At 57.8% G+C, this 20819-nt stretch carries 18 protein-coding genes and 1 tRNA gene; 8 read left to right on the forward strand and 11 right to left on the reverse strand.

What is annotated here, in order from left to right:
* Nucleotides 1-10: 10 nt before the first annotated feature.
* The 4 genes from H1Y61_RS00755 to H1Y61_RS00770 form a co-directional block, all read right to left on the reverse strand.
* The gene (locus H1Y61_RS00755) at nucleotides 11-1141 is read right to left on the reverse strand and encodes an ABC transporter permease (RefSeq protein ID WP_180573430.1); all 1131 of its coding nucleotides are present in this window, start codon (nucleotides 1139-1141) and stop codon (nucleotides 11-13) included.
* Between the two features lie 7 nt (nucleotides 1142-1148).
* Nucleotides 1149-2660 (reverse strand): ABC transporter ATP-binding protein, encoded by a 1512-nt coding sequence (locus H1Y61_RS00760; protein ID WP_180573431.1) that lies wholly within the window; start codon nucleotides 2658-2660, stop codon nucleotides 1149-1151.
* Nucleotides 2661-2823: 163 nt separating this feature from the next.
* Nucleotides 2824-3816 (reverse strand): BMP family lipoprotein, encoded by a 993-nt coding sequence (locus H1Y61_RS00765; protein ID WP_012654693.1) that lies wholly within the window; start codon nucleotides 3814-3816, stop codon nucleotides 2824-2826.
* A gap of 540 nt (nucleotides 3817-4356) precedes the next feature.
* On the reverse strand, nucleotides 4357-4677 hold the full coding sequence (locus H1Y61_RS00770) for a hypothetical protein (RefSeq protein WP_180573432.1): 321 nt from the start codon (nucleotides 4675-4677) through the stop codon (nucleotides 4357-4359).
* 301 nt (nucleotides 4678-4978) lie between these two features.
* Here H1Y61_RS00770 and H1Y61_RS00775 point away from each other — a divergent pair.
* A tRNA-Ser gene (locus H1Y61_RS00775) sits at nucleotides 4979-5068 on the forward strand.
* A 148-nt stretch (nucleotides 5069-5216) separates the two neighbouring features.
* The gene (locus tag H1Y61_RS00780; protein ID WP_180573433.1) at nucleotides 5217-5729 is read left to right on the forward strand and encodes a hypothetical protein; all 513 of its coding nucleotides are present in this window, start codon (nucleotides 5217-5219) and stop codon (nucleotides 5727-5729) included.
* Nucleotides 5730-5745: 16 nt separating this feature from the next.
* On the opposite strand, the gene pncB is transcribed toward H1Y61_RS00780, so the two are convergent.
* From pncB to H1Y61_RS00815, 7 genes are all read right to left on the reverse strand, one after another.
* Complete coding sequence (pncB, locus tag H1Y61_RS00785) at nucleotides 5746-7050, reverse strand: nicotinate phosphoribosyltransferase (RefSeq protein ID WP_180573434.1); 1305 nt, start codon at nucleotides 7048-7050, stop codon at nucleotides 5746-5748.
* A gap of 180 nt (nucleotides 7051-7230) precedes the next feature.
* On the reverse strand, nucleotides 7231-7512 hold the full coding sequence (locus tag H1Y61_RS00790; RefSeq protein ID WP_012654689.1) for a hypothetical protein: 282 nt from the start codon (nucleotides 7510-7512) through the stop codon (nucleotides 7231-7233).
* An 82-nt stretch (nucleotides 7513-7594) separates the two neighbouring features.
* Nucleotides 7595-8557, reverse strand: coding sequence for a 2-hydroxyacid dehydrogenase (locus H1Y61_RS00795; RefSeq protein ID WP_180573435.1), 963 nt, complete (start codon nucleotides 8555-8557; stop codon nucleotides 7595-7597).
* A gap of 28 nt (nucleotides 8558-8585) precedes the next feature.
* Nucleotides 8586-10214 carry an ABC transporter ATP-binding protein gene (locus H1Y61_RS00800; protein WP_180573436.1) on the reverse strand — a complete coding sequence of 543 codons (1629 nt, stop codon included), beginning with the start codon at nucleotides 10212-10214 and terminating at the stop codon, nucleotides 8586-8588.
* The gene (locus tag H1Y61_RS00805; protein WP_012654686.1) at nucleotides 10211-11347 is read right to left on the reverse strand and encodes an ABC transporter permease; all 1137 of its coding nucleotides are present in this window, start codon (nucleotides 11345-11347) and stop codon (nucleotides 10211-10213) included. Before H1Y61_RS00805 ends, H1Y61_RS00800 begins: the two co-directional genes overlap by 4 nt.
* The gene (locus H1Y61_RS00810; RefSeq protein ID WP_012654685.1) at nucleotides 11347-12438 is read right to left on the reverse strand and encodes a microcin C ABC transporter permease YejB; all 1092 of its coding nucleotides are present in this window, start codon (nucleotides 12436-12438) and stop codon (nucleotides 11347-11349) included. Before H1Y61_RS00810 ends, H1Y61_RS00805 begins: the two co-directional genes overlap by 1 nt.
* A gap of 173 nt (nucleotides 12439-12611) precedes the next feature.
* Nucleotides 12612-14429 carry an extracellular solute-binding protein gene (locus H1Y61_RS00815; protein ID WP_409363994.1) on the reverse strand — a complete coding sequence of 606 codons (1818 nt, stop codon included), beginning with the start codon at nucleotides 14427-14429 and terminating at the stop codon, nucleotides 12612-12614.
* Between the two features lie 346 nt (nucleotides 14430-14775).
* Between H1Y61_RS00815 and mepA the strand changes: the two genes are divergently transcribed.
* The 6 genes from mepA to H1Y61_RS00845 all read left to right on the forward strand — a co-directional run bounded on the left by mepA (nucleotide 14776) and on the right by H1Y61_RS00845 (nucleotide 20795).
* Nucleotides 14776-15786 (forward strand): penicillin-insensitive murein endopeptidase, encoded by a 1011-nt coding sequence (gene mepA, locus H1Y61_RS00820; RefSeq protein ID WP_180574368.1) that lies wholly within the window; start codon nucleotides 14776-14778, stop codon nucleotides 15784-15786.
* 82 nt (nucleotides 15787-15868) lie between these two features.
* Nucleotides 15869-16249 carry a methylglyoxal synthase gene (locus tag H1Y61_RS00825; protein WP_060719362.1) on the forward strand — a complete coding sequence of 127 codons (381 nt, stop codon included), beginning with the start codon at nucleotides 15869-15871 and terminating at the stop codon, nucleotides 16247-16249.
* A gap of 47 nt (nucleotides 16250-16296) precedes the next feature.
* Nucleotides 16297-17319: a glucokinase gene (locus H1Y61_RS00830; RefSeq protein WP_174109650.1), complete on the forward strand. Its 1023-nt coding sequence runs from the start codon at nucleotides 16297-16299 to the stop codon at nucleotides 17317-17319.
* 104 nt (nucleotides 17320-17423) lie between these two features.
* Nucleotides 17424-19214, forward strand: a complete 1791-nt coding sequence (locus tag H1Y61_RS00835; RefSeq protein WP_180573438.1) for an ABC transporter ATP-binding protein — start codon at nucleotides 17424-17426, stop codon at nucleotides 19212-19214.
* An 87-nt stretch (nucleotides 19215-19301) separates the two neighbouring features.
* Nucleotides 19302-20114 (forward strand): 4-hydroxy-tetrahydrodipicolinate reductase, encoded by an 813-nt coding sequence (dapB, locus tag H1Y61_RS00840; protein ID WP_174109816.1) that lies wholly within the window; start codon nucleotides 19302-19304, stop codon nucleotides 20112-20114.
* Between the two features lie 45 nt (nucleotides 20115-20159).
* Complete coding sequence (locus tag H1Y61_RS00845; RefSeq protein ID WP_174109648.1) at nucleotides 20160-20795, forward strand: 2,3-bisphosphoglycerate-dependent phosphoglycerate mutase; 636 nt, start codon at nucleotides 20160-20162, stop codon at nucleotides 20793-20795.
* Nucleotides 20796-20819 lie beyond the last annotated feature (24 nt).

The following is a 20819-nucleotide window of genomic DNA, read 5'->3' on the forward strand; positions in this document are numbered from 1 at the left end:
CGTCAGATCCTCACTTGCTTGATATGACTGGGCGGGCAGCCGGGCGGGCAATCGTCTGATAGAAACGCACCAGCGCCGGTCGAAACATGAATTCCAGCGCGCCAGCAAACAGGATCACCAGACCCTGGATGACCACGATCATATCGCGGGTGATATTGGGCATATCGAAGGACAGTTCCGCGCCGCCCTGGTAGAGCACGCCGAACAGGATAGCGGCGATGACGATGCCGAGCGGATGGCTGCGGCCCATCAGGCTGACCGCGATACCGACAAATCCCGCGCCACCGACAAACTCCACCTGGAGGCGAGCGGAAGCGCCCATCACCGTATTCAGCGACATCATACCGGCCAGGCCACCTGATATCAGCATGGTGATGATGACGATCTTTACATAGGGAATGCCGGCATAGGCTGCCGCCGAACGGCTGATGCCGAGCGTGCGCATTTCATAGCCAAGCTTGGTGCGCCAGATCAGCACCCAGACGGCGAAAGCCATGACCAGGGCGATGATGAAAGAAACGTTGAAGGGTGCCGGGCCGAGCTTCAGGCCAAACAGCGCCATCAACCAATCCAGCTTCGGCAATTGCCCGCCCTCCAGAAAGGTCCTGGTTTCCGGCGCCATCTTGCCCGGCACGATCAGCACATGCACCAGAAGATACACCATCAGCGCCGCGCCGATGAAGTTGAACATGATGGTGGTGATGACGATATGACTGCCGCGTTTTGCCTGCAACCAGGCCGGGATCAACGCCCAGGCCGCCCCAAACAGAGCCGCCCCGATCACCGCAAACGGCATGGTGACATACCAGGGACAATAATGGTCCAATGCCAAGGCCACCAGCGCCGCCCCGAGACCACCGACATAGGCCTGACCTTCGGAGCCGATATTGAACAGCCCCGCATGATAGGCAACGGCAACCGACAGACCGGTAAAGATGAAATTGGTGGCATAATAGAGCGTAAAACCAATGCCTTCGCCGCGACCCAGCGCGCCTTGAAGCATGAGGACCAGCGCGTCCCAAGGATTTTCGCCGATGATCCACACGACCAGGCCGGAAATCAAAAAAGCCAGGAGCAGATTGATTAACGGCAAAAGCCCGTAGGTGATCCAGTTCGGCAGCGGAATGGAAGCGGTACTCATCAAAACCTCAAGCGGCAATGCCGGCCATCATCAGGCCCAGCGTCTGTTCATCGGCATCTGCCGTCTTTTCACCCACCACCTTGCCGGCAAACATCACCAGGATCCGGTCGGACAAGGAGCGGATTTCATCCAGTTCCACCGAGACCAGCAGCAGCGCCTTGCCCTTATCACGGGTTTCGACGATGCGCCGGTGAATGAATTCAATGGCACCGATATCGACGCCACGGGTCGGCTGGCCGATGATCAGCACGTTCGGATCGCGCTCTATCTCGCGGGCAACGACGATCTTCTGCTGATTGCCACCGGAAAAATTGGCAGTCTTCAAGCGGGGATTTGGCGGTCGGATATCATATTTGGCAATCTCGACCTCGGCGGCGGCGCGGATCGCCTTCGGATCAAGAAACATGCCTTTTCCATAGCGCTCGTCACGATGATAGCCGAGAATAGCGTTCTGGCTTTCCTCAAAGGGCAGGACGAGGCCCATATGGTGGCGATCTTCAGGGATATGGGCAAGCCCAAGATCTCTCAATCGAGCCGGATCATAACCGGTCACCAATTTGCCCGCGATGAGGATCTCGCCCGACATCGGCTTGCGAATGCCGGTGATCGCTTCCAGCAACTCGCTCTGGCCATTGCCAGCCACACCGGCAATGCCGACAATCTCACCTTCGCGCACATCGAAGGACACATCATCGACCATCACGACGCCGCGACTATCCTTGACGGTCAGGTTGCGCACCGACAGCAGAACGTCACGCGGCTGCGCAGGCTGCTTGTCCACCCGCAGCAGCACCCGGCGGCCAACCATCAGTTCCGCCAATTCCTCCACTGATGTCTCCGCCGTCTTGCGGGTGGCAACGATTTCGCCGCGCCGCATGACGGAAACCGTATCGGTAATCGCCATGATCTCCCGCAGTTTGTGGGTAATCAGGATAACCGTTTTGCCCTGATCGCGCAGAACACGCAGGATCTTGAAGAGATGATCAGCCTCGGCGGGCGTCAAAACCCCTGTAGGCTCGTCGAGAATGAGAATATCGGCACCGCGATACAGCGCTTTGAGAATTTCCACCCGCTGCTGGCGACCAACCGGCAATTCCTCGACCACGGCATCGGGATCGACATCCAGCCCGTAATCCGTTTCCAGCTGTTTCAGGGAGGCGCGGGCCGCTGCCGTTCCCTTGGCCAGCAAAGCGCCGCCTTCGGCGCCCAGCATGACATTTTCCAGCACGGTAAAATTTTCGACCAGCATGAAATGCTGATGCACCATGCCGATTCCACTGGAAATGGCCGTCTGGCTGTCCTTGATGACCGTAGCCTGGCCGCCGATTTTGATTTCGCCGCCATCTGCCTGGTAAAATCCATAGAGGATCGACATCAGCGTCGATTTCCCGGCACCGTTCTCACCGATAATGCCATGGATCGAGCCCTTGGCCACGGTCAGGTTGATATTCTTGTTGGCATGAACCGGACCGAACTTCTTGTCGATCCCGATGAGTTCAATCGCAGGGGTTTGGGCCACGTGCAAAACTCCGGATAGAGTATTTCCAGCAAAGGTGCGAAGCAGGTTTGCGTCCGGAAATGCAAAAAGAGAGAGAATTTTCGCTGTTCGGCGAAAAGCGAAAACGCTCTAACGGACATGAAAAGGGCGCGAGGCGGAATGCCGCTCGCGCCCTCGTTTCAGATCACTTCGGGCAGGAATTGTCTGCCATGTAATCATGAACCTTGACTGTGCCTGCAATGATATCGGCGCGGGCCTTTTCGACAGCCGCCTTCATTTCCGGTGTAATCAACGCCTTGTTATTGTCATCGAGCGCTGCCATCACGCCGTCTTCCTTGACGCCAAGCACTTCAAGGCCGGGCTTGAACTTGTCAGCCTTGGCATCGGCATAAGCGTTATAGACAGCAAGATCGACGCGCTTGACCATCGAGGTCAGGACCGAGCCGGGATGCAGGTGGTTCTGGTTGGAATCGACGCCGATCGACAGTTTCTTGGCATCGGCTGCGGTCTGCAACACACCCATGCCGGATGCACCGGCCGCCGCGTAGATCACGTCGGAGCCCTGATCCATCTGGTTCTTGGTCAACTCGCCAGCGCGAACCGGATCGTTCCAGGCAGCACCCGTGGTGCCAACCATGTTCTGCAACACTTCGATCTTTGGATTGGCAGCGCGGGCGCCCTGCTCATAGCCGCATTCGAACTTGCGGATCAGCGGAATGTCCATGCCGCCGACAAAGCTGACTTTGCCGGTTTTGGAAGCCATACCGGCCAGCAGACCAACCAGATACGAGCCTTCTTCTTCCTTGAAGACCACCGAGCGGACATTCGGCTTATCCACAACCGAATCGACGATCACGAATTTGGTGTCTGGAAATTCGGTCGCAACCTTTTCCATGGCCGAGGTCCAGGCGAAGGATACCGCGACAATCGGGCTGAAGCCCTTGGAGGCAAAATTGCGGATTGCCTGTTCGCCCTGGGTATCGCTGGTCGGTTCGAAATCCCGGAACTTGATGCCGGTTTCCTTCTCGAACTTGTCCGCGCCGTTGAATGCTGCCTCGTTGAAGGATTTGTCGAACTTGCCGCCGGTGCCATAGACGAGCGCCGGCTTGATGTCAGCAGCGAGCGCCGAGGCCGACATGGCGGCCATGGCAAACAGCGTGATTAGGGATTTCTTCATTGTGCAGCCCTGATGTTGCTTGTGTTGTTCTTTATAGGCTTTCCATACACGCCGGATATTGCGACGTGACAAGACCAGCCCGCCCCCTCTTAGGTTCGGCTGGGGCGCATCCTTGCACGGCTTTCCAAAAAATTCACCAGATTTTTTTCAACTGGTAAATATTAACAGGATTGCTGTTTTTTGAAGCTGAAAGACGAAAAACAAGCCGCATCAACGGCTTGTTTGCTCTATTTTTAGCCGACAGGCGGCTCGCACCTGTATAGCATAGCCCGTTTTAACCACAGGCGTTGTTTGGCAGACAGCGCTGATGGTCGTCCTCGGCGTCATAAAACGGACCCGCCCGAAGAGTTTTTACGGCAAACGTCTCTCCGCAACCAGCCTTTTACAGCTCTAAATCCACATGACGTCAGAATACACCTCAGAGCGATAGGTATTACCGCCGTCATAGACCGGGAGCGTGCGTTACAGCGTCCTTTGTGCGTTTGATAAAACGCACAAAGGACGCTGTAACACTTTAAATTTATTGCATAGTTCAGAATATCAGGCTGCGAACCGCCCGGCAGGCGACCGCCGTTTATAGCCGGCGATCCACAGCAAAAGAGCGATGCTGAGAAAAACCGCAAAAGCCGGTTGCTGCAATATGCCTTTATCCGCCAGTTGCAAAGCATCGCTGCTGATGTGAGCGGTAATTGCCTGCTTGACCACGGCAAGGCTTGCCGGGCCGATATCGGCCCAAAGCGAACCGAAACCCGTTGTCACGACATCCGATGAGGCGACGGACTCTATCGCATCGGTCGTCCCCGCCACGATAGCAAGAACCAGCATGATGAAACTGAGAATGCGCAATAAAAACCGGATCATCACCTTCTCCTTCCATCTCGCCCGAGCCCACTTTTACAGGATTGCCCGTCTATTGCATAATTCTTTAAATCGGAATCGGTTTAAAGAGAAATTATGCAGCAGATATAAAGAGCTACAGCCAACCTTTGTGCGCCATATAGGGCGTACGCCGCTGTTGGCCCAACCGCGCAATCCAAGGCCTGATAAAAGATTTCCGAGGCTTTGTCGAAAAACTGTCAGATTTGGGTTGATCGCCGCCGAATCCTTGATATATGTCCCGCCCGAACGGTCAAGCTGCCCAGCAGCAAGCTTTTCGAAAAACGGACAGGTGGCCGAGTGGTTTAAGGCGCACGCCTGGAACGCGTGTGTGCGTGAAAGCGTACCGAGGGTTCGAATCCCTCCCTGTCCGCCATCAAATTCCACAAGCTATTGATTTTCCATATTAGTGATTGTCTAAACGTCCAGCAGATTCGACAGAATGTGTTGGCTTTCTCTTTGTGCCATGGTCTTGACGCCTGAACCCGGGTACACCGCTTCGAAAAAGCAGCGGTGATCGGGCGATGGCGAAAGCAGAAAAACAGATGAAAGCTGCGGAGGTCGAGCGTCTCCGCTCGATGTTTCCTGGCATTTACAGTGATTTTTTGGCTGGCCGCATTGGTTCTCTGCGGGTCGCGCTTGAAGTGGCGGGCCTGCGGCCGCAACGCAGCCGGTTGGAGAAGCTGAAAAACTCCTGGAAAAAGGCGAGTTTGGAGGAGCGGCGGGCATTTGTCGCCTGGCTGGCAGCCCAGGAAAATGGCGAGGCACTGGAAAGCGCTGTGTCGCGGTCAACCCTGTCCGTGCAGAAATCTGCCTCCGCCCCGATTGCCAATGGCCGCTATCTCTTGCCGGAAACGATTATCCGCATTGAAGCCATCATGGCGCGGCGGCGGCTGAAGCCGGGCGATGTGATGCAGGAACTCGGTTTTGGTGCCAATGACAGGAGCCTGTTGAAGGCACTGGCGCGCAAGGCCGCATTGAGGCTGAAAGCCATCGCGGCGCTCGAAAGCTGGCTTGCCGAAAACGAATCCTCCTGACCCCTCGACACAGGTTTTATACCTTGACGGCGTGTTCCACACGGTCCTCGGACCCGAAGAATTTCAGGTAGCGTTCGACTTCGGCGGGTTCTCCCGTGGCCTTCAAGGGATTGTCGGAGAGCTTGACAGCGGGACGACCATTGGCTTCGGTGATCTTGCAGACGATGGAAATCGGCTTCAGCCCGGCAATGTCATGAGGCGCACAGCCGATGAAATCATTGGTGAGGTTGGTGCCCCAGCCAAAGCTCATTCGCACCCGGCCTTCAAAATGACGGTACGTGTCGATGATGGCGTCCACATCCAGCCCGTCGGAAAAGATCAGCAGTTTCTGGCGCGGATCGCGGCCCATTTTCTCCCACCAAGCAATGATCCTCTCGCCGCCCTCAATCGGTGGGGCGCTGTCGGGACGAAAACCGGTCCAATCCGCCACCCACGGTGGCGCATCGCGCAAGAAAGCCGAAGTGCCGAAGGCATCGGGCAAAACAATCAGCAAATTGCCGTTGTAGAGCGTGTTCCAGTCCTGAAGCACTTTATAGGGCGCATTGGCCAGTTCGGCATCGGTCTTTGCTAGGGCCGCGGCCACCATCGGCAATTCATGGGCATTGGTGCCGACCGCTTCCAGATCCGAATCCATAGCCAGCAATACATTGCTGGTGCCGGTAAAGGCTTCGCCAATGCCTTCCTTCAGGGCCTCCACACACCACCTTTGCCACAGAAAACTGTGGCGACGACGGGTGCCGAAATCGGAAATCCGCAGGCCTGGCAATTGCTTCAGCCTCTCGACTTTTTCCCACATCTTTGCCTTGGCACGGGCATAGATAACGTCAAGCGTAAAATAACCGAGCGATTTTAGCGCAGCCCGCGAACGCAATTCATTGATGATTGCCAAGGCCGGGATTTCCCACAGCGTGGTTTCCATCCATCGCCCGCGAAAGGTCAGCTCATATTGGCCATCGCGCTTGGAAAGCTCATAGGCTGGCAGGCGGATTGCTGAGAGCCAGGCCAGAAATTCCGGTTCGAAAATCTGGGTGCGACCATAAAAGCTATTGCCTGCCAGCCAGATCAATTCTTTCTTGCTGATGCCAAGCGTGCGGACATGATCGAGCTGGGCGCGCAGTTCGGCCTCGTCGATCTCGTCGGCAATCCGCACTCTTGTCGTGCGGTTGATCAGCGTAAACGTCACATCGACATCTGGATAGAGCTTCCAGATCATCTGTAACATCAATAGTTTATAGAAATCGGTATCGAGCAGACTGCGCACGATGGGGTCAAGCTTCCAGGCATGGTTATACACCCGCCTCGCAATATCCGCCTTTGCCATTCGTCCTCGCCGCCTGCCAGCGGCCTGATTTTGGCCGCGCCATTACGACCATAGCCGGACGGCTATGGTCTTTTCAGGGCCAACCTTATCGAAAAAACTGTGACCAAAGTCCAGTGGCCGGGAACTTCATTATTGTCCTAATACACCCGCCCCTCGCCATCAGGGCCCCGTCTATCGCTATCAGGGCGTTGTGCTTGGTTGGCTCGGCTGCTGCGGAGCGGTGGTCGGGCGCGTCGTTTCCGTCGCCGGGTCCGTCGAGGGCGCAATTTTCTGCCCCCACCATTCCGCCGGTATCCACGCAACCAGCGCCAGAACCAGTCCGGCCAGCAGAACGATCAGGACCGGTTTACCGCGAAAGCCCTGTCGCGCCTCGGTCGGCTCCAGCGGGCGCTCTGCTCCCGGCGTTTCGGGGGTCGTATTCAAGTTTCTATCAGCGGGGTCGAAATTGCCTGGACCTGCCATGCGGAGAGCCTCCATCTGTTTTATACGCACCAGCGTAAACACTTATGAAGGCCAACGTACCGATGCGGCAAAGGTTCCGGGATCAGTAGCCCGCAGACCGGTCCACGACATGCTCCAGCGCCTCACCCGCCTCAAACCGGGCAATCTGCGTCTCCACATGGGCAAATAGCGCCCGCACATCCGATGCCGCGGCGGCATGAGGGGTCACGACGACATTTTCCATGGCCCATAGCGGGCTATCCATCGCCAGCGGTTCTTTTTCAAACACATCCAGCGATGCGCCACCCAGCACGCCCTTCTGCAAAGCGGCGATGACGTCTGCTTCCACCTGGCTTCCGCCACGGCCAGCATTGAGAAACACCGGCTTGCCCAGCGCTCCGCCCTGTCGCAACCGTGAAAACAGGCTGCTATCGTAGAGGCCCCGGGTTTCCGGGGTCAGCGGCAACAGGCCGACAAGGATATCGGTGCGAGCCAGAAACTCATCGATCCGGGCCTCGTCATAGGTGTCGATCCCATCGATCTCGCGTCTGCGCCGCGACCAGCCGATGACGTTAAATCCCATGACCTTCAGTTTGCGCGCCGCATCCTGGCCCAGAACACCCAGCCCCATGACACCGACAGTGACATCGCGGGCTTCCGGCTGGAGATCCATCTCATTCCAGACCTTATCGCGCTGCTGCCTCAGATATTGGCTCATATGGCGCAGGTGATAGAGACAGTTCAGAACCACCCATTCGCTCATCCGGTCCGTCAGGCTGCGGTCAACGAAACGGACAATCGGCAAATCGGGAAGGCCCGGCAAGGTCAGGACGTGATCGACACCCGCGCCGCCGGAAAACAGCACTTTGAGGCCGGAGGCGCGGGTAAACAGCGATGGCTCCGGCTTCCACAAAACTGCATAGGCTGCCGCCGACAGGTCCCTGTCAGTGTTCTCTGGATCACCGAGATCGATCACCTCACGATCCGGAAAGGCCCCGGCCAGCGCTGCCTGCATGGCGGCGCGTGAAAACTTGAGGTCAATCACCACGGGAGGCTTGGGGGACATGCGAGGGCATCCTTGCAGAAGGCTGATATTATTGGCTGATGCCACCGATATTCATGGCCTTGAGGTCGAATGCGGCAGCCAGAAGGGCCTTGGTATAATCCTGTTTCGGCGTGGTGAAAACCTCCTGCGCCGGTCCCTGCTCGACAACTTTTCCTGATCGCATGACGATGATGTCATTGGCCAGCGCCTTCACCACTTTCAGGTCGTGGCTGATGAACAGATAGGCGAGGTCGTGGCGGCTCTGCAAATCGCGCAACAGATCCACCACTTGCGCCTGCACGGTCATATCCAGCGCCGAGGTCGGCTCATCCAGCATCACGAAGCGCGGTTTCAGCACCATGGCACGGGCAATGGCGATACGTTGCCGCTGGCCGCCGGAAAATTCATGCGGATAGCGCCAGCGGGTGGCGATATCTAGGCCAACCTCCTCCAGCGCCCAGCAGACTCGTCTGTCGCGCTCTGCGGCCGTGAGGCCCCGTTCATGCACTCGCAATCCCTCCGCAATGATGTCACCTACTGACATGCGCGGGCTAAGCGCCCCGAACGGGTCCTGGAACACCACCTGCAAACGGTCGCGTAGAGGGCGCATCTGCTTGAATGAATAGCCATCGATATTGTTGCCGAGAAAGCCGATCCGGCCCTGGGACGAGATCAGCCGCGCCAGCGCCAGACCCAGCGTGGTCTTGCCGGAGCCGGATTCGCCGACCACACCAAGCGTCTGTCCAGCACGCAGCGTCAGATCGACGCCGTCCACGGCCTTCACATTGTCTACCACCCGGCGCAAAAATCCGGCCTTGATCGGGAACCAGACACGGATCTCCTGCCCTTCCATCACCACAGGCTTTGCCAGATCGGTTTCCGGCGGCACACCGCGCGGCTCGGATGCCAGCAATTTCCTTGTATAGGCATGTTGCGGGTTGGCGAAGATCGACTCGACCGGGCCGCTTTCAACGATTTTACCGCCGGTCATCACGCAGACGCGGTCGGCAAATTTACGGACAATGCCGAGATCATGGGTGATGAACAGCATGGACATGCCATGCTCACGCTTCAGCCCGGCCAGAAGCTCCAGAATCTGCGCCTGCACCGTCACATCCAGCGCCGTGGTCGGCTCATCGGCCACCAGCAGCTTTGGCCGGTTGGCAAGCGCCATGGCAATCATCACCCGCTGACGCTGGCCGCCGGACAGTTCATGAGGAAAGGCCGAGAGCCGTTTTTCCGGCTCGCGGATGCCGACCTGAAGCAGCAGTTCCAGCGTCCGCTTGCGGGCGGCGTCCCCTGTCAGCGACTGGTGGAGTTCGAGGATCTCGCCGATCTGCCGCTCGATGCTGTGCAGCGGGTTGAGCGAGGTCATCGGCTCCTGGAAGATCATGGTAATGTCATTGCCACGCACGGCCCGCAAAGCCGGTTCCGACAGGGTCAGCAGATCCCGGCCATCAAACAGGATCTGGCCGGAGGGATGGCTGGCGGCGGGATAGGGCAGGAGTTTCAGGATAGAGGCAGCCGAAACCGATTTGCCGGAACCGGATTCGCCGACCAGCGCCAGGATTTCGCCCGGTGCAATATCAAAGCTGATGTGATCGACAGCAAGGCTTTGGCTTTCGCCCTGATGAAAGGCCACTGACAGATCGCGGACAGAGAGAAGAGGCGCGCTCATTTGAAGGTCTTCCTCGGGTCGAAGGCATCGCGCACCGCCTCGCCGACAAAAATCAGCAGGGACAGCATGATCGCCATGGTGAAGAAGGCCGTCAGCCCCAGCCAGGGCGCTTGCAGATTGCGCTTGCCCTGGGCAATCAGCTCACCCAGCGAAGGTGAGCCGGGTGGCATGCCGAGACCGAGGAAATCCAGCGAGGTCAGGGTGGTGATCGATCCCGACAGGATGAAGGGCAGGAAGGTCAACGTCGCCACCATGGCATTGGGCAGCAGATGGCGGCGCATGATCGTCCAATTGCCGACCCCAAGCGCCCGGGCGGCGTTGACATATTCAAAATTTCTGGCCCGCAGAAACTCCGCCCGCACGATGCCGACGAAATGCACCCAGGTGAATAGCAGCATGATGCCAAGCAGAATGAAGAAGCCCGGCGGCAGCAGCGAGGCGATGATCAGCAGGATATAAAGCAGCGGGATCGATGACCAGATCTCGATGAACCGCTGCATCAACAGATCGGTCTTGCCGCCGAAATAGCCCTGCACGGCACCGGCTGACACGCCGATCACGGCGGAAATCATCGTCAGCGCCAGACCGAACAGTACGGAAATGCGGAAACCGTAAATCATTCGCGCCATGACATCGCGGGCCTGATCGTCGGTGCCAAGCCAGTTCATGTTGCCGATGATACAATTCGGGTCATCCGCCCCCTTCGGATAGGCCGAGCAGCGTTGCTTGGCGTCCATCAACCAGAAGGGCGGCGTCGGGGCTGATTGCGGAATTTCCGAATTCACCGTGCGATAGGAATAGCGGATCGGCGGCCAGATCATCCAGCCATGGGCGTTGATCTCATCCGAGACGAAGCTGGAGCGATAATCGGTGACAGCCAGAAAGCCGCCAAACTTTTCCTCTGGATAGTTGATAGCGACCGGAAACAGGATCTCGCCCTTGTAGGAGGCGATGATTGGCCGGTCATTGGCGATCAGCTCGGCGCAGAGGCTCAGTCCGAACAGCACCATGAAGATCCAGAAGGACCAGGAGCCGCGCCGGTTGGCCTTGAAGTTCTCCAGGCGCCGCCGGTTGATCGGGGTCAGGAACGGCTTTTTCGGCGGCTTGGCCAAGTGTTCGGGAACGGCTGCCATCAGACATCCCTCCGGTCAAAATCAATGCGTGGATCAATCCAGGTATAGATCAAATCCGAGACAAGGCTGACCACCAGGCCCAGCAGCGAGAAGATATAAAGCGTTGCAAACACAATCGGATAATCGCGGTTGATGATCGACAGATAGCCGAGACGTCCCAGGCCATCCAGCGAGAAAATATTCTCGATCAGCAGCGAACCGGTGAAGAAGGCCGAGACGAAAGCGCCGGGAATACCGGCAATGACGATCAGCATGGCATTGCGAAACACATGGCCGTACAGCACCCGATGTTCGCTGAGGCCCTTGGCACGGGCCGTCACCACATATTGCTTCTTGATCTCGTCGATGAAGGAATTCTTGGTGAGCAGCGTCGTGGTGGCAAAGGCCGAAAGCAGCAATGCAGTCAACGGCAGGGTCAGATGCCAGAAATAATCGAGGATCTTCTGCCACCAGCTGAGATCGGCGAAATTATCGGAGGTCAGGCCGCGCAGCGGAAACCAGTTATAGAAGGAGCCACCGGCAAACAGCACAATCAGCAAGATGCCGAACAGGAAGCCCGGCACGGCATAGCCGACCACGACGATGCCGGAGGTCCAGACATCGAAGGTCGAGCCGTCCTTAACGGCCTTGCGGATGCCGAGCGGAATGGAAATCGCATAGGACAGCAACAGAACCCAGACGCCGAGCGAAATCGAGACCGGCATTTTCTCAACAATCAGGTCGATCACCGAGGTGTTGCGGAAAAAGCTCTCGCCGAAATCGAAACGGATATAGTTCCACATCATGTCGAGAAACCGGGTGAGTGGCGGCTTGTCGAAGCCGAACTGCTTCTCCAGTTTCTTGATCAGATCCGGGTCCAGCCCCTGCGCACCGCGATAGTTCGAACCACCATCGCCCATGCCGCCCTGGCTGACGATATCGCCACCGCCGGAAAGCCGCTGGTCCGCGCTATCGCCCTGCCCGCTCAGCTGCGCCACCACCTGTTCCACCGGACCGCCGGGGGCAAACTGGATGACGAGGAAGGAAATGCCCATGATGCCGACCATGGTCGGGATCATCAACAGCAGGCGGCGCAGGATATAGGCGCCCATCAGCAGAACGCTCCCGTGTTCACCATGCCATCACGTTTTGCCAATCCATCCGTCCTTTATTGCTCTTGTTGTATGTTCGGGGCGTTGATTCGCCGTGCCTATTGGTAGCGGCTGAAATGCGGCCTGCAAAGCAGGCTGTGATCGCCTATGCCGCCGCAGGATCGCACATCGGGTTAGTTCGGGGCTTGCTTTGCCCACCAGATGTCGGGGAAACCGGTTGAAAAGTGCGGAAACTCTGCCGGGTGAGCAAGCTTTGACCAATAGGCCATGCGGGCCGTGTTTCCATAGTACATCGGAATGACATAGTGATGCGCCAAAAGGACACGGTCCAGCGCTCTTGTCGCGGCGATAAGGTCATCCCGGCTTTTTGCGAACACAACCTGATCGATCAGTTTGTCGATGGCGGGGTCGGATATGCCGGCATAATTGCGGGAGCCGTTTTGATTGGCGGATGCCGAACCCCAATAATTGCGTTGTTCATTTCCAGGATTGCGGGTCTGTCCCCACACGGTCCAGGTCATATCATAATCAAAATTTCGCAACCGATTAATATATTGAGATGAATCCACCGTGCGAATGCCTGCCTCAATACCGATTTTCCGCAGCATTGTGACATAAGGAACTGCCACCACTTCCAGGATCGGACTGCTCAAAAGAATTTCGAATTTCAGCGGCTCGCCCGTTGCCGCCTTGACCATTTTATTGCCACGAATTTCATATCCGGCCTGCTTCAACAGAGATACGGCATTGCGAAGATTGTCACGCTGCTTTTCAGGCGTCCCGCCAACCGGGTTCGTATAGGGCTTGGTGAAAACGTCAGCGGGAACCTCCCCTTTTAAGGCCTCCAGAATGTCCAGTTCCCTGCCTTGGGGTAGACCGGACGAGGCAAGTTCTGTGCCCCAGAAGAAGCTGTCGATGCGCTTGTAGCTGTTGAAAAATACGGTCCTGTTGAGCTCTTCGAAATCGAACGCGTAGCCTAAAGCTTCGCGGACCCGCTCATCTTTGAAAAGCTCCCTTCGCAAATTGGGGACCATCGCCTGCATAATGCCTGTTGCTCGAAAAGGAGTTGGGGTCTCTTCTCTGACGATCCGCCCATCCTTGACGGCTGGAAAATCAAAAGCTGTGGCCCAATGAGCGGCCTTGGTCTCATACCAATAATCCACGGTCCCGGCCCGAAAGGCTTCAAACTCCACGTTTTCGTCGGTGAAAAACGTATAAATCACCGTCTTGAAATTGTTATAGCCGATGTTGACGTTCACATCTTTGCCCCAGTAATCCTCCCGCAATTCGTAGCGCACGTTTCCACCCGGCGAAAATCCGGCGATGCGATAGGGGCCGGAACCCATGATCGGCTCCAACGTCGTCTTGGAAATGTCGCGTGGCTTGCCATCGGGGCCCTGGCCCTCCCACCAGTGCTTCGGAACGATATCCAGTTCACCGACGATCAAGGGCAATTCCTTGTTGCCCTTCTGATCGAAAGTAAATGTCACTTCCCGTTCACCGGTCTTTTCGGCTTTCACCACATGGCTATAGTAAGAGGTGAAAAGCGGATTGAGCTCCTTGAATTTTTCCAGGCTGAAAACAACGTCTTCCGGTGTGACTGGCTGACCATCGGCCCATTTTGCTTGCTGTCTGAGACGAAACTTGACGTAGGAAAAATCAGCAGGATAAGCGAAAGCTTCAGCGAGCAATCCATAGCTCGTGCCATCCTCATCCAAGGAAGGCTTCAATAGCGTTTCCGTCACCATCGACAGACGGGGCAATAGTCCTGCCGCAAGTTGGCCTTTATCCAAAACAGGATTGAACGTATCAAACGTCCCATTGGCCGACAGTTTCAGTTCACCCGCCTTCGGCGCATCTGGATTGACATAGTCGAAGCGTTGAAAACCCTCGGGATATTTCGGTGCGTCGATCAAGCCGATGGCGTGGCGCCATTGGGGTTCCTCTGCGAAAGCCTGGGTGGTCAAGCCTTGTGCGGCGCAAAGACCCATAAGCAATGGCCCCAAAAACAATGCGCGTATTTTTGCCCCGACGCGGATGACAGCCATGAATACCCCCTCGAATTTCAACAGAAAGGCCGACAATGCCTTTCCACCTGCGTGACGTCCCACATTCCTGGCAGAGAAAAGGGACCATGCCGTGGTGATTTGGCTGACAAGATAAGACAAAACCGGGCGAAAGACAGGCTTTGGCACGTAAACCCACACGAACTCTCCGGTTTTGAGGATTGCCGGGTTTCACTTTTGCCTGACAAACCCTAGTTTGATTGCCATGTAGACGGATGATTCCGCAAGGATGAGGTGAATTTTGACGAGACGATCAACAGTGCTGCGCGCGATGACAGCCGGGCTGGCGGTTCTTTCACTCGGGATCGACATGGCCATGGCCGGGCCGGATCAGCCTGCAAAACTCGCCTTTCCCCAGGAAACCCTTCCCAATGCAGGGCCGTCCACGCCCTATGGTTCCTATGCGCGCGGCTGCATGAGCGGAGCAGTCGCCCTGCCGACGGATGGGCCGAATTGGCAGGCCATGCGCCTGTCGCGCAATCGCCGCTGGGGCAATCCGGCGATGATCCAGACCATCGAGCAATTGTCGCGGGATGCGCCGAAAATCGGTTGGCCGGGCCTGCTGGTCGGCGATATTGCCCAGCCACGCGGCGGGCCGATGGCCAATGGCCATGCCTCCCACCAGATCGGATTGGACGCCGATATCTGGCTGACCCCGATGCCAGCGAAGCGCCTGACGGTGCAGCAGCGCGAAGACCTTCCCTTTACCTCGATGATCCTGAAGGATAAATTCCTGACGATCAATCCGCAGACCTGGACACCGACCCATGCCCGGCTGCTGATGCTGGCAGCAAGCTATCCGCAGGTCGAGCGGCTGTTCGTCAATCCGACCATCAAGAAGAAACTCTGCGAAAGCTGGACGGGCGACCGGACCAATATGGGCAAGATCCGCCCGATCTATGGCCATGACGCCCATTTCCATATCCGGCTTTCCTGCCCGCCCGGTGCCGCCGGTTGCAAGCCGCAAGCACCTGTTGCCCCCGGCGACGGCTGCGATAAATCGCTGGCCTGGTGGTTTACCAAGGAACCGTGGGAACAGAAGAAACGCGACCCGAATGCCAAGCCCCCGCCGCCGCCACGCCCCGTGATGGTTTCGGACCTACCCAAAGCCTGTGCCGCGGTGCTGGATGCTCCGTCTGTCGCCAGCGAGAAACAGGCGACCTTCGGCGGCGTCAAGGCCTATGTCAGCCCTGGGTCTGCCTCTGTGAAAGCTTCAACGGTCACCCCCGATGATGCCAACCTGCCGAGCGAGGACGTTCCATCACCGTCTCCGCGCCCCTAAGATTAGGCGGGGCGGCTTTTCAATTCCCCGCCCCTTGGTATAAGAGATCCGCAAATCGATTTAAACGCTCAGGGGAGAACCAATGGCTGAGCGCCAGAAGATTGCGCTGATCGCGCATGACAAGATGAAGGACCAGATGGCGGCATTTGCCCGTCATCATCAGAGTTTTCTTGAGCAATGGCAGATTGTCGCCACCGGCACGACCGGCGCACGGGTGCAGGACGCCTGCCCGAAACTGGACGTTCTCAGGATGAAAAGTGGCCCTCTGGGCGGCGACCAGCAAATCGGCGCAATGATTGCCCAGGAAGAGGTCGCCATGCTGATCTTCTTCGTCGATCCCCTCACCCCCATGCCCCATGATGTCGATGTCAAAGCGCTGATGCGACTGGCTATTCTTTACGATACACCGATGGCGCTCAATCGGGCGACAGCCGACCGTCTGTTGCCCGTGATCACGGAATAATATCAAACCGCAAGGCCGAAGCCGCGTGACCAGAAATGGATTTTTCAATGCCAAAACCTCATGACAATGATCACATGCCCTTTCCGGTTCTTGTCGGCGATATCGGCGGCACCAATGCGCGCTTCTGGATTCTCATGGATGCCCATGCTGCGCCTAAGGAATTTGCCAATATTCACACAGCGGATTTCCCGACCATCGACCAGGCCATTCAGGATTGTATTCTCGACAAATCCGGCTTCCAGCCGCGCTCGGCCATTCTGGCTGTGGCCGGTCCGATCAAGGATGATGAAATCCCGCTGACCAATTGCCCCTGGGTCATTCGTCCCAAGGCGATGATTGCCGATCTTGGCTTTGACGACGTGCTTGTTGTCAACGATTTCGAGGCGCAGGCGCTGGCCGCTGCATCGCTCGGGCGCGACGACCGCGAACCGATCGGTCCCCTGACCGAAACCTCGCTGAACTCCCGCGTCATTCTGGGACCCGGCACCGGGCTGGGTGTTGGCGGGCTGCTTTATACCCATCATACCTGGTTTCCGGTTCCCGGCGAAGGTGGCCATGTGGATATCGGACCGCGCAGTGACCGGGATTGGCAGATTTTTCCGCATATCGAACGGATCGAAGGCCGGATTTCTGGCGAGCAGATCCTGTGTGGGCGCGGCATCCTGCATCTTTACAATGCCATCTGCGCTGCCGATGGCATTGCGCCTGTATGGACCGATCCCGCCGATGTGACCCAGCATGCCCTGAAGGGCAATGATCCGGTCTGCGTGGAAACCATGACACTGTTCGTGACCTATCTTGGCCGGATTGCCGGTGATATGGCTCTGGTTTTCATGGCCCGTGGCGGCGTTTTCCTATCCGGCGGCATTTCGCAAAAGATTATCCCCTTGCTGAAGAGCCCGGTCTTCCGGGCGGCTTTCGAGGACAAGGCGCCGCATACCGAGATGATGAAGACCATTCCCACCTTTGTCGCTATTCACCCGCAGGCCGCCCTTTCGGGGCTGGCAGCCTATGCCCGCACGCCATCGAGCTATGGCGTGAAGCATGAGGGCCGTCGCTGGCAGCGTTGATTGCGTCGCGCATTGCTCTATGGTCAAAAGCAGCCGGACTGGCTATAGACCGGCTGGCGCGGCCATGACGGTCGCTATGACCAATCGAATGGGAAAGACATTTCTTGCGCGACACCATCAAGACCTCCCTGCCAGAATCGTCGGAAAGCATCACCGCCGTTCTCAAGCGGGTCATCGCCGAAAACGGCCGCGATCATGTCCGCGGCTATGTCTTCGCCATCATCTGCCTGGCAACCGTGGCGCTGACGACGGCCTTTACCGCCTGGATCATGGAAACGGTGATTAACGAGGCCTTCGCCAACAAGCGCGCCGATCTGGTCTGGATCATCTGCGTCTCGATCTTCATCGCTTTCTCGCTGCGTGGCCTTGCCAGCTATGGCCAGGCGGTGGCTTTGTCCAAGATCGGCAACAATATTGTCGCCCGCTATCAGAAGCGGTTGTTCAGCCATCTGATGACGCTGTCCATGGGCTATTTCAACGAGGCCCGCTCGGCGCATCTGGCCGCCCAGGTCAGCCAGAATGTCAATGGTATCAGAGATGTCCTGAACCTGACTGTCACCTCGACGGCGCGGGATCTGCTCAGCCTGATTGGCTTGATCGCGGTCATGCTCGCCAAGGACTGGGTGTTGACGCTGATCGTTTTCGTGGTGGCGCCGCCAGTTCTCTATTCGCTGCGCTATATTTCCAAGCGGCTGCGCAAGGCAACAACGGATTCCGTCATGCTCAACAGCCGGGTGCTCGGCGCCATGCAGGAAAGCGTCCAGGGCATTGCCGTCGTCAAGGCCTTCACCATGGAGGAAGAGCTTGGCCGCAAGGTGGAAGGCATTATCGACAGTGCCGAAAGCCGCGCCAACCGCATTGCCCGTCTGAGTGAACGCACGTCGCCGATTACCGAGAGCTTTGCCGGTCTCGCCATTGCTGCTGTGATTGCCTATGCCTCCTATCGCACCATCGCCGGTGGCATGTTGCCGGGCGCCTTCTTCTCCTTCATCGCCGCCCTGCTGATGGCCTATGAGCCTGCCAAGCGGCTGGCGAAATTGCAGATCCAGATGGAACGGGCCGTGGTCAATGCCCGGATGATCTATGCGATCCTCGACACCCAGCCGCACCAGCGCGACAAGGCCAGCGCTGGCGAATTGAAGGTCAGCGAAGCCCGCATTGAGTTCAAAAATATTCATTTCGCCTATGGCAACGGCCCTGAAATTCTGAAGGGCGTCGATATCACTGCCGAAGGCGGCAAGACCACCGCGCTGGTCGGGCCGTCGGGCGCTGGCAAATCGACGATCATCACGCTGATCCCACGCTTCTACGATCCGCCGCAGGGCCAGATCCTGATCGACGGGCAGGACATTGCCGACGTGACCAAGGCCTCGTTGCGCAAGCATATCGCCTATGTATCGCAGCATCCCTATCTGTTCGAAGGCACGATCCGCGACAATATCCGCTATGGCCGTCCGGACGCCACCGATGCAGACGTAGAAGAGGCCGCGCGCCTTGCCTATGCGCATGATTTCATCATGGCCCAGCCCTATGGCTATGAAACACCGGTGGGCGAAAACGGCCTGACGCTGTCCGGTGGCCAGCGACAGCGCCTGTCCATCGCCCGCGCTCTGGTGCGCAACGCGCCGATCCTGCTTCTGGACGAAGCGACATCCGCTCTCGACACAGAATCGGAAGCCGCCGTGCAGAAGGCACTGGACGAAGCCATGAACGGACGGACCGTCGTGGTCATTGCGCACAGGCTGTCCACCGTGGTCAAGGCCGACAAGATCGTCGTAATGCAGGATGGCCGGGTGGTTGAGGTGGGCAACCACAGGACGTTGACGGAAAGACCGGAGGGGCTTTACGCGCGGCTGAACAATATGCAGGCAACCAATGGAAGTCCTTCACTGTAAGCACAAAGCCTGCGGAGAAGGACGGATCAAGACGGAGAGAGAGGCATGACAGTTGCATTGAACACCGGTCCGACACAGACTGGCCCGATGAAGCTGGTCGTGGTAGGCGCCAGCGGACGCATGGGTCAGGCGCTGGTGCGGATCATCTGCGAGACGCAGGGTGCGGTGCTGCATGCGGCGGTGGGCCGTCCGGGCTCCGCCTCGATTGGCCGGGATGCCGGCGATCTGGCGGGCCTCGGTCCCCTGGGTGTTCCCGTCACCGACGATGCATTGGCCGCCTTCGTCAATGCTGATGGGGTCATCGACTTTACCAAGCCGGAAACCTCATTGGAGTTTGCCGCCCTCGCAGCCCAGGCCCGCATCGTTCATATCATTGGCACAACGGGATGCTCGCCAGCCGATGAGGCAAGGTTCGAGGCAGCAGCGCGCCATGCCAGAATCGTCAAATCCGGTAATATGAGCCTCGGCGTCAACCTGTTGTCGGTCCTGGTTGCCCAGGCTGCAAAGGCGCTGGAAGCCTCCGGCTGGGATATCGAAGTGCTGGAAATGCATCACAAACACAAGGTCGATGCGCCCTCGGGCACCGCCCTTCTTCTGGGAGAAGCCGCCGCCAAGGGGCGTGGCATCGACCTCAAGGACAAGGCCGTCAAAGTGCGCGACGGACATACCGGGGCGCGTGCGCCCGGATCGATCGGCTTTGCAACGCTGCGCGGTGGCTCTGTTATCGGCGAACATTCCGTTCTGCTGGCTGGCGAAGGCGAGATCGTCACGCTCTCCCATAGTGCTGGCGACCGCTCGATCTTCGCACGCGGCGCGGTCAAGGCCGCGCTCTGGGCGCAGGACAAGAAGCCCGGACTTTACTCCATGCTCGATGTTCTCGGGCTTTCATCTCCGCAATAATGTTTCCAGTAACGTCCCAGTAACGTAAATGAGAGGATTTAGTCGATGACCGGTACCCTCGTGCTCGTGCGCCATGGCCAGAGCGATTGGAATTTGAAGAACCTGTTCACCGGTTGGCGTGATCCCGACCTGACTGAACTTGGCGTGCAGGAAGCCAATGCTGGCGGAAAAGCGCTGAAGGAGTACGGCATTCAGTTCGATATCGCCTTTACCTCCGATCTTTCCCGCGCCCAGAAGACCTGCGGTATCATTCTCGACAATCTTGGCCAATCCGGCCTTGAAACCATCCGCGATCAGGCCCTGAACGAGCGTGATTACGGCGATCTTTCCGGCCTCAACAAGGACGATGCCCGCGCCAAATGGGGCGAGGAACAAGTGCATATCTGGCGCCGTTCCTACGACATTCCGCCACCGGGCGGCGAAAGCCTGCGCGATACCGGCGCCCGCGTCTGGCCCTATTACCTCACCGAAATCCTGCCGCGCGTGCTGCGGGGCGAAAAGGTGCTGGTGGCGGCCCATGGCAATTCGCTGCGCTCGCTGGTGATGGTGCTGGACAAGCTGACCAAGGAACAGATCCTCAGCGTCAATCTCGCCACTGGCGTGCCGATGGTCTACAAGCTGAACGCCGATTCCACCGTGGCCTCCAAGGACGTGCTCGGCGACATGTCTGGCGCCCATTGAGCAATGGTTCAACTATTTTCATCA

The sequence above is a fragment of the Agrobacterium vitis genome (genome assembly GCF_013426735.1).
Lineage (GTDB): Bacteria > Pseudomonadota > Alphaproteobacteria > Rhizobiales > Rhizobiaceae > Allorhizobium > Allorhizobium vitis_D.